The sequence below is a fragment of the Kluyvera ascorbata ATCC 33433 genome, from assembly GCF_000735365.1.
GTDB lineage: Bacteria > Pseudomonadota > Gammaproteobacteria > Enterobacterales > Enterobacteriaceae > Kluyvera > Kluyvera ascorbata.
On sequence record NZ_JMPL01000154.1, the window covers coordinates 1 to 8580 of the forward strand.

The following is an 8580-nucleotide window of genomic DNA, read 5'->3' on the forward strand; positions in this document are numbered from 1 at the left end:
CCTCTTTATATTAAGATGGTAAGGTNTGTCATGTAAGTTATCATGTATTATTGTGATGATATGATCTGTTCTTAAAAGATGAAAAAAGAGCATTTATAGGTATCGTGATTTTTTATTTGGTGAAAATCCATTGGATAGTATTGATCTCAAAAATCTTATTATCGAAAATAGCAAGCTTGATGTGATTCATGGTAATGATATATATCAAAGTGAATTGAGCTGCCAGTTCACGGAAAGACAGTTTCGTCACGAAAGAGGTTCCGAGGTTTCATATATTAAAATTGGACGTGAGCAGTTGTTCTACAACGGATTTGCATATGGTTATTGGCGGGTTAAAGCCGGGCCTTCAACGCGTTTTGTAACAGGGAAGTATAAAATTGCAAATACAAATCCATTAATGTCTGATTGCGATTCCTCTGCCTTTTTGAATGTCTATGGAATGGATGAATTTGATTGCTTAATATTTAATAATGAAGTTGAAATAGATGGACTTGAACTATATATAAGTTCAAGCGACATTGAAATGATAAAAGCTGGTTGCTCTTCTGATATAAGTGTTAATTTGGAAAAAGTAATAAAACCACGAACGTCTAAACAAGAGCGAAGGGCCCTCTATATTTTGTTGCATGAGATATGCAAAAAGAAAAATCTACAATCTAACGCTTCATCAATGGCAAATATTCTAACTGTTATAGCAAATAATGACTATGGTAAAGATTGGGAGTTCGATGAGGAAACTATTAGAAATTGGTTAATAGAATCGAAACTTAAATAATTTTTAATTAGACAATGCAACTATTTAAGATTGCATTGTCTACGGCCCAAGCTCACTTCTGCAAGAACAGGCAGTATCAAGATTCATTTGCGTTGGGCCAGTATTGCTAGCGCTGTCCGATATAAATCCAGAGCTTGTGTCACTTATGCATTCTACCCTTGGCGTTTGCTCACCAGTGATGGTTTGCAAAGTCCTTATTAAGGCCTTAACAAGGAGTGCATTCCTTTCACATCCTCATAAACTGAGACATGCTGTCTCCACTGAAACGAAGGAGGCAATATGAAAACAACATTCAACTATCCAACACCAGAACAACGCCTGCAGGTTCTACGTAACTATGGAGAACCGCATGATCGCTTGGTGCGTGAAAAAGAACGTCAGTACATCACATCGATATCTCGTTCCACGGCTTGGAAGCTAGAACAAGTCGGCCATTTTCCCTTGCGTAAATCCATTGGGTTGAAGTCTTGTGGATGGTTGCTTAGTGACCTGCTTTGCTGGATCAACGAGCGTTAAACTCAGGAAATAAAGGCATTCTTTTTTTACCTAATGACCTTTGCATTTTGCTATTTCCGCTATGAATAGCTAAATAGCAGCATTAGCGGAATTATTTACCATGTTAATTTAACAAGAGGTAGTTTATGTCGTTTGGTCGCTCTTTCCCTGTGGATGTTTTTCCATCAATAATTAGAAATGCGATTTATGAAGCAGAACAACATACGCAAGCACCGCTGTCATTAATAGCGGCGTCAGCGCTTGGTGCCATTTCATTAGCATGTCAAAACGGAATTGATGTCTGTAGGTTGAACAACTTGCGTAGCCCAGTATCGCTCTTTTTACTCACTCTGGCTGAATCTGGAGAACGGAAAAGTACGGTTGATAAGGTTTTAATGAGACCGTTGTATCAGCTTGAGGAAAAGTGGTTTGAGCAATACAACCAAGATCTAAAGGCTTGGTTGAACGGCGAGGTTGCTTTTAATATAGAAAAAAAAGCATTGGCATCAAAATTGAAAGCCGATATGTGCCGTAATAAAGATTACGGCGCAACGAATGAACGATTGAAAGCGTTATTGCAAACCAAACCCGCAGAACCTGTTAGATATAGGCTAATACTTAATGACGCAACACCATCTGCGATAAAACATTATCTCTGTAGAGACTGGAGGTCAGTGGGTATCATGTCAGATGAAGCAGGCACAATATTCAACGGACATACATTGAATGAGCTACCTTTCATCAATAAGATGTGGGATGGTTCAACTTATTCTGTCGATAGGAGAAATTCGCCTGAGCTTTTAATCCATGATGCCAGAATGACATTATCTCTGATGGTACAGCCTGAAGTATTTCAGAAGTATATTGAACGAAAAGGTGATATAGCAAAAGGAATTGGTTTTTTTGCTCGTTGCTTGATTTGTCAGCCAGATTCAAAGCAAGGATACCGACAGATCACTAATCCGATAATCTCCAGCGAATATCTGCCAGTGTTCCATAGTCGGCTTATAGATATAGTCAACGATAGCATTGCTAGAAATGGCAAAGGAGAACGGCTCAGCCTGCGTTTCTCTCCTCAGGCAGAACAAGAATGGATCTCATTTTATAACAAAACAGAATCGGAAATGAGTGAGCATGGCTATTTATCTAACATGAAAGATTATGCCTCAAAAATGGCAGAGAATATGGCGAGGATTGCTGCACTGCTCTATTATTTTGAAGGCTATGACGGAGATGTATCTGTTCAGGCTGTCGAGGCTGCAGCGCAGATAAGTGGCTGGTATGTAGGCGAGTACAAGCGTTTGTTCTTTAAGTCCCAGGAATTCACTCTTCTCGATAAAGAAAGTGACGAGCTATATTCGTGGATAAAAAATTATTGTGCTAGTACTTTCCCATCACATATAAGTAAAACGATGATTCTTCAATATGGTCCTCACAGGTTCAGAAATAAGATTAAAATGAATGAATTACTTGGCACCTTATTCACTCAACGGAAAATAATGGTAACAAGAGAGGGTAAGACTATTTATATCCAGCCAGTACATTAGCAAATTAATTGCAGAGTGATGTTTTTATCATGAGTAGTTGTGGTGCTTGGTTTTCCGGTTCACCAACAAGTGTTTTTATGTTGGAACTGGTAATATATAACATACCAATATACCACCAACTCCATTCCAATATACAACTATAAACATACCTTAACAGTTTAATTCGATACTAGCTAAATCACAACTACGATAGAAATATATTTATACGAACAGACATTAAAGTAAGACATAGGAATAATTTATGGAATTATACAACGGTTCTCATGGTGAGCATGTACTCGCCTATAGAAAGCATATTGAACAAGTAATTAATAATGCTATCAACGAATTTCCAAGGACTATGGCATTACGTGTTGATGTTCATTATCCACCTATTCTAGATAGAGGTGATACTGTATGTTGCTTCCCTAATCTGGAGCCAGGAGTGATATCCCGCTTCCGTAACTCATTAAATGCTATACTGGAGGCCAATGAGAAAGCCAGAGCAGTCGACGGTAAAAGAATATATCCAAACCGTGTTCGTCATGTTTGGGTACGAGAGTTTTCCGAAGAAGGAAAATGCCACTTTCATCTTGGTCTTTTTTTTAATAAAGATGCCTATTATCACTTAGGTGATTATAAGATTGAAAGCAACCTACGGATGATGATTGTAAGGGCATGGTACAGTGCTTTAGGTTTAGAGTTGGAGGATTATCTGGGATTGGTTCACTACCCTGAAAATTGTCGCTATATTCTAGATAGCAATGATTTTAATTTTGAAGCACAGTACAACAGCCTACTGAATCGTTTAGATTATTTAGCAAAACTTGATACTAAAGTATTTGGCGATGGAGATCGGAACTTCGGTTGCAGTCGAGGTTGATTTATTTTTTACAGAAACGGCCTTTCTTATAATTGGAAAGGCCAAAATCCGTCAGTACGTAATTAAACCTGACAGTTTACTTCGAGCGAAAAGTGTGATTCAGGTCCGTGTAAATCGGCCAATATCTTCTTAATTTCCATTTCACAAAACAAACCTGCCTTTTTTAACTGACTAACTACCCAAAAGCATCATTGTGGGTAGCTTTATAGAGCTAATAGGTTCCAACAACTGCCACTGTTTAAATATCCAGATAAAAAATTTCCCTCTGGGTCAGATGAGTGATAGAGTTTCACCCATAAGACCCTATGGAGGCATTATGTCTGAATTTGAATTGCTGGCGCAGGATCTGCTTGAGAAAGCAGGGAAGGAAGAAAAGCTGCGACAGGAAAATGATAAAAAGCTGATCGAACAGGTACTGGAAATCTATGATCAGAAGTACGTGGCTGAGTTACTTAGAAAAGTCGGGAAAAACGAGTGGAGTCGCGAAACTCTTAACCGCTGGGTTAATGGTAAGTGCCCACCAAAATCACTGACGTCAGCTGAAGAAGCACTTCTCCGGAAAATGCTGCCAGAACCGCCTGCATACCACCCGGACTATTCTTTCCGGTTCATTGACCTGTTTGCAGGTATTGGCGGTATACGAAAAGGCTTTGAGGCCATTGGTGGCCAGTGCGTTTTTACTAGCGAGTGGAATAAAGAGGCAGTGCGCACTTATAAAGCTAATTGGTTTAATGATGAGCACATACACAAATTCAATCTCGATATCCGGGAAGTCACTCTCAGTGACAAACCTGAAGTGTCAGAAACCGACGCCTATGCCTACATTGATGAGCACGTGCCGGATCATGATGTGCTTCTGGCAGGCTTCCCCTGCCAGCCATTCAGTCTTGCTGGTGTGAGCAAGAAAAACTCATTAGGTCGTGCGCATGGTTTTGAATGTGAGGCGCAGGGAACGCTTTTCTTTGACGTGGCGCGCATTATACGGGCAAAAAAACCGGCCATCTTTGTGCTGGAGAATGTCAAAAACCTGAAGAGTCATGATAAGGGCAAAACCTTTAAAGTCATCATGGAGACCCTTGACGAGCTGGGTTATGAAGTTGCGGATGCTGCTGATGTGGGAAAAAGCGATCCTAAAGTCATCGATGGAAAATATTTCCTGCCTCAGCACCGTGAACGTATCGTCCTAGTCGGGTTCCGCCGCGACCTGAATATTCACAAGGGTTTTACCCTGCGCGACGTCAGCCATTTTTACCCGGAACAACGTCCGTCATTTGGCGAGCTGCTGGAACCCGTGGTTGACAGTAAATATATCCTGACTCCGAAGCTCTGGGAGTACCTCTACAACTATGCTAAAAAGCATGCGGCTAAGGGGAATGGTTTCGGTTTTGGTCTCGTCAATCCTAAAAATAAGGAAAGTGTTGCCAGAACGCTTTCTGCCCGCTATCACAAAGACGGGTCTGAAATTCTGATAGACCGCGGCTGGGATATGGATATAGGTGAAGCAGACTTTATGAACGAAGAAAACCAAGCGCGTCGACCGCGCAGGCTGACTCCCCGCGAGTGTGCACGCCTCATGGGCTTTGAAAAGCCAGACGGCAAATCTTTCCGTATACCGGTTTCTGATACGCAGTCATACCGACAGTTCGGTAACTCTGTTGTGGTACCGGTATTTGAAGCTGTTGCCAGACTGCTGCAACCTTATATCCTCAAAGCTGTTTCTGCCGATGTTGATAACGCTGAACAGGTCTGAGTAATGCTCCCGGCCTATGATGCCGGGAGTTTACTTAAGGAAGCTTAGCGTAAAGGCCTGTAAGCTCTGCAATGAACGCACCGAACGTCATTAATTCCTCTCTGACCGCTTCCGGGTATTTTTTGTGTAGCGATGACGGCACAACGAGCCTGACACCTGCTTCACGCATTTCCCTGTACTGTGCCTGAGACACCCCCTCCTGCAGTGTAAACAGATGCACTTGATGGATTTTATCTGCTTCATTCAGTATTTGGCGCCAGCGATCTTTACAGGTGGTCTTGACCGCCAGCATGCGCAAATTTTCTCTGGGAAACTCAACATTGTGGTATGCCTCTGCAGAGGGGAATAGGAAATCTGGTTTTTTATTGCCTTCAGTGACTGCCTGTGTGGCGAAGTGCCGCAGCCCGTGCTCAATGAAAAGATGCTCCAGGTGCAGCTCAAGTGACTTTCCGGCTCTTGATTTACGTCGATTACTGACAGAGTTGGCCAATGCAATAAACTCATCCACAGATTCAAATCCTCCCTGGATGATGTCAAGAACATGTAATTCCTCAACCAGCAGAAAGATGTCGTACTCAACGCGCCGGCGGTCAATCAGCTGCACATCCGGGTCATTGGAGTTTTTCGCATAATGACCGGCGGCATACTGAATAATTTCATTTCCAGACGGAAAGCGATGCTTCCAGTCTTCAGGAATAACGTATTTATGATTTACAGGTGCATGCTGAAGAGACAGGCCCCCTAGGATTTGCCAAGCGGGCCCAGAGATAAGTGTTCCAGGAATAACTTCGCCGATAGCGGTCTCGATAACGTCCTCTTCATCAGGGCTGGCGCATACCCAGATGTTCACTGTCTTACAGTCCCCGCCTTGCTCATCAAGCCTGAAGGCCAGAAGTGTCAGAGCACCTGTATTTTCAGGATCCTGAAGTGGGCTGCCTCTTCCCCAGCGCGTGATCCTTTTTTCATTCCGGGTTTTACCAAAATGACGGCTGTTATAATAAATAGCCCGGGCTTCGCTGTCGGGACAATCATGTGATGACACATGCGCAGTGAGGAAGACTGAAGGATTCATCTCGCGGGTATGGTTAATGGACGGAAACAGCTTTTCTACGATGCCGGAAGGGATATAAAGTCCGACCTGATGACCACCTGTTGCGCCTGTATCGTTGGCGGAAAGGCGTTTGATATAGACAAGATAATTTCCGCCAGCGATCTCAAGCAGCCAGTTATGAAAAACCGACATAAACACCCCTATGTTAACCTGAAACTCGAAACGCCATTTTTTCATAGTTATATAAAAGCAACCAGTAAGGCTTTATAAGCATCGCGGTATGTCAGTGAACTGGCTGCAGGTCATACGCAGGGAATGTACCGCTTCCTCACTTTTTCAACTATAAAGTTACAGCATAGGGTTATATTTAAGTTTATGAAATTTAATAAGATTTTTCATAAATCTGATAGAAGGAAGGGAAAGGTGGGAAGCGGGGGTGTGACGAACTAAGTGAGGACCTGTAACGACTTTCCTGAATCACTTCTTGATTTTATCATAATAATTATGTTGAAATCATGAAGTGAACCTCACGGAGATGCCTTCATGACCATGCCTTATTGTATCCTACATACCGAAGCTGATTCAGATCTTGTACTTAATGAACTGGGTTTTTCAGAAAACGATATTCATGCCGCTCTGACGTCTGCTTTGTACGAGCGCCGTAAATCTAGCAAGCTTCACCCCGCAGTAGATGCAGGGTTCCGTTTCTGGAGTGAGATGGTCGCCGCGACCCGCCGTGTACTGATTGGTAAGGGTAACGGCTGGTCTCCTGAAGTGGTCAAGCGAATGGAAATGGTCGTTAACTCAGCCAAAGGGGTTAATCTGATTATCACCTCGGGCGATAGGCACACCGGACGTCCTGATGGATTGCCGAAAACCAAAAATGCCAAGGGTGAGGCAACGCGCTCGATTGTTCACAACAATCCCGGCACAGCTGATATGTTCCAGACGGATGCGTTGTATTCAGGCAAATCTGAGATCACGCCGATAGACAGCACCCGTACTTATATCGTCCTGTATTATTATGATGCGGCTAACAAAGAGGTTCGCTGCGAGGTGTCATATCCGGTAGGAATGGTGAATCAGGACGGATTTGCCCGTGTAAGCGCATGGAGTGAGCGTATCATCTTGGGTCCTCTGCCGTTTGAAGGTGCTGATATTTTCCCTGATGAGGATTTTGATGATGACATATCTATTACTGTTGAAAGCAAATGAGTAACCCTGTTGATGACGGCAAACGCCTTTTTAATCCGTCCCGGCTCAAGCTGGCGCGGATTAGACGCAAACTGACCCTGAAGGAATTAGCAGAGAAAATGGGGCTATCTAGTCGTATTGTAATTGAGTACGAAAAACCCTATTGCTTGTATGAACCCACGCCAGAGACAGTCCAGGCGTACGCCAGCGCTCTAAAATATCCAGAGTCCTTTTTCTTTGGGGATGACGTTGAAGCAATCGATCCACTGACGGTTTCATTTCGTTCTTTGCGTACGACAAAAGCCGTCGACCAGCATGCGGCAATTGGAGCTGGTGGGTTGGGGGTTATGCTGAGCGAGTATTTCAGTACGCGCTTCACTTTGCCTCAGCCTGAACTGCCGAATCTTCGTGGAAGTGAGTCTGAGGTCGCCGCTCAGGCGGTGCGCGAAGCTTGGGGAATAGGTAAGAAGAGTATCACCAACGTTGTTCATCTTCTGGAGAAGCACGGCGTTAAGGTGTTCTGGCTCTCAGAGGAAACGGCGAGTATCGACGCTTTTTCCTTCTGGAAAGATGATGTTCCTTACATTTTCCTCAACACACGTAAGTCAGGTGAACGCAGCCGTTTCGATGCGGCACATGAGCTGGCTCATCTGGTACTTCACCGTCATGGTGATGTCAAGGGGCAGGATGCTGAGCGTGAAGCGGATGCTTTTGCGTCAGCATTTCTGATGCCCCCGGAAAACGTGATGGCCGTTAAGATGGCATTCCCGACGTTTGACAAAATCGTGCAACTGAAGTCGCTCTGGAAAGTTTCGGCGATGGCTCTGATTGTCAGAATGCGCAATCTGAACGTGCTGACGGAATGGCAATATAACAGCCTGATGCGCGATGCGACGGCAAAGGGAT

At 43.6% G+C, this 8580-nt stretch carries 8 protein-coding genes; 7 read left to right on the plus strand and 1 reads right to left on the minus strand.

The annotated features are described in order from the left end of the window. The first annotated feature begins 130 nt into the window (after nt 1–130). The 5 genes from GKAS_RS21455 to GKAS_RS21465 all read left to right on the plus strand — a co-directional run bounded on the left by GKAS_RS21455 (nt 131) and on the right by GKAS_RS21465 (nt 5429). Nucleotides 131–775, plus strand: a complete 645-nt coding sequence (locus tag GKAS_RS21455; RefSeq protein ID WP_051910831.1) for a hypothetical protein — start codon at nt 131–133, stop codon at nt 773–775. 279 nt (nt 776–1054) lie between these two features. Further along, a complete protein-coding gene (locus GKAS_RS24290) occupies nt 1055–1291 on the plus strand; it encodes a helix-turn-helix transcriptional regulator (protein WP_023326121.1) in 237 nt (78 codons plus the stop codon). Nucleotides 1292–1416: 125 nt separating this feature from the next. Continuing rightward, on the plus strand, nt 1417–2817 hold the full coding sequence (locus GKAS_RS21460; RefSeq protein WP_023326120.1) for a YfjI family protein: 1401 nt from the start codon (nt 1417–1419) through the stop codon (nt 2815–2817). 241 nt (nt 2818–3058) lie between these two features. Then, nucleotides 3059–3679 carry an inovirus Gp2 family protein gene (locus tag GKAS_RS24295; protein ID WP_023326119.1) on the plus strand — a complete coding sequence of 207 codons (621 nt, stop codon included), beginning with the start codon at nt 3059–3061 and terminating at the stop codon, nt 3677–3679. A gap of 316 nt (nt 3680–3995) precedes the next feature. Continuing rightward, entirely contained in the window at nt 3996–5429 is a 1434-nt protein-coding gene (locus GKAS_RS21465) for a DNA cytosine methyltransferase (RefSeq protein WP_023326118.1), read from the plus strand. A 34-nt stretch (nt 5430–5463) separates the two neighbouring features. Here GKAS_RS21465 and GKAS_RS21470 read toward each other — a convergent pair whose 3' ends face one another. Continuing rightward, nucleotides 5464–6672, minus strand: coding sequence for a type II restriction endonuclease (locus GKAS_RS21470; RefSeq protein WP_032635832.1), 1209 nt, complete (start codon nt 6670–6672; stop codon nt 5464–5466). Between the two features lie 351 nt (nt 6673–7023). Here GKAS_RS21470 and GKAS_RS21475 point away from each other — a divergent pair, with 351 nt between their 5' ends. Then, nucleotides 7024–7695, plus strand: a complete 672-nt coding sequence (locus GKAS_RS21475) for a hypothetical protein (protein ID WP_023326116.1) — start codon at nt 7024–7026, stop codon at nt 7693–7695. Further along, nucleotides 7692–8580, plus strand: an 889-nt coding sequence (locus GKAS_RS21480) for a helix-turn-helix domain-containing protein (RefSeq protein WP_035897309.1), incomplete at its 3' end; no start/stop codon positions are given. The genes GKAS_RS21475 and GKAS_RS21480, both read left to right, overlap by 4 nt.

Excerpts from the sequence above, each read along its gene's own strand:
- GKAS_RS24290 (WP_023326121.1), top strand. The coding sequence starts at position 1,055 with ATGAAAACAACATTCAACTATCCAACACCAGAACAACGCCTGCAGGTT.
- GKAS_RS21460 (WP_023326120.1), top strand. The coding sequence starts at position 1,417 with ATGTCGTTTGGTCGCTCTTTCCCTGTGGATGTTTTTCCATCAATAATT.
- GKAS_RS24295 (WP_023326119.1), top strand. The coding sequence starts at position 3,059 with ATGGAATTATACAACGGTTCTCATGGTGAGCATGTACTCGCCTATAGA.
- GKAS_RS21465 (WP_023326118.1), top strand. The coding sequence starts at position 3,996 with ATGTCTGAATTTGAATTGCTGGCGCAGGATCTGCTTGAGAAAGCAGGG.
- GKAS_RS21470 (WP_032635832.1), bottom strand. The coding sequence starts at position 6,672 with ATGTCGGTTTTTCATAACTGGCTGCTTGAGATCGCTGGCGGAAATTAT.
- GKAS_RS21475 (WP_023326116.1), top strand. The coding sequence starts at position 7,024 with ATGACCATGCCTTATTGTATCCTACATACCGAAGCTGATTCAGATCTT.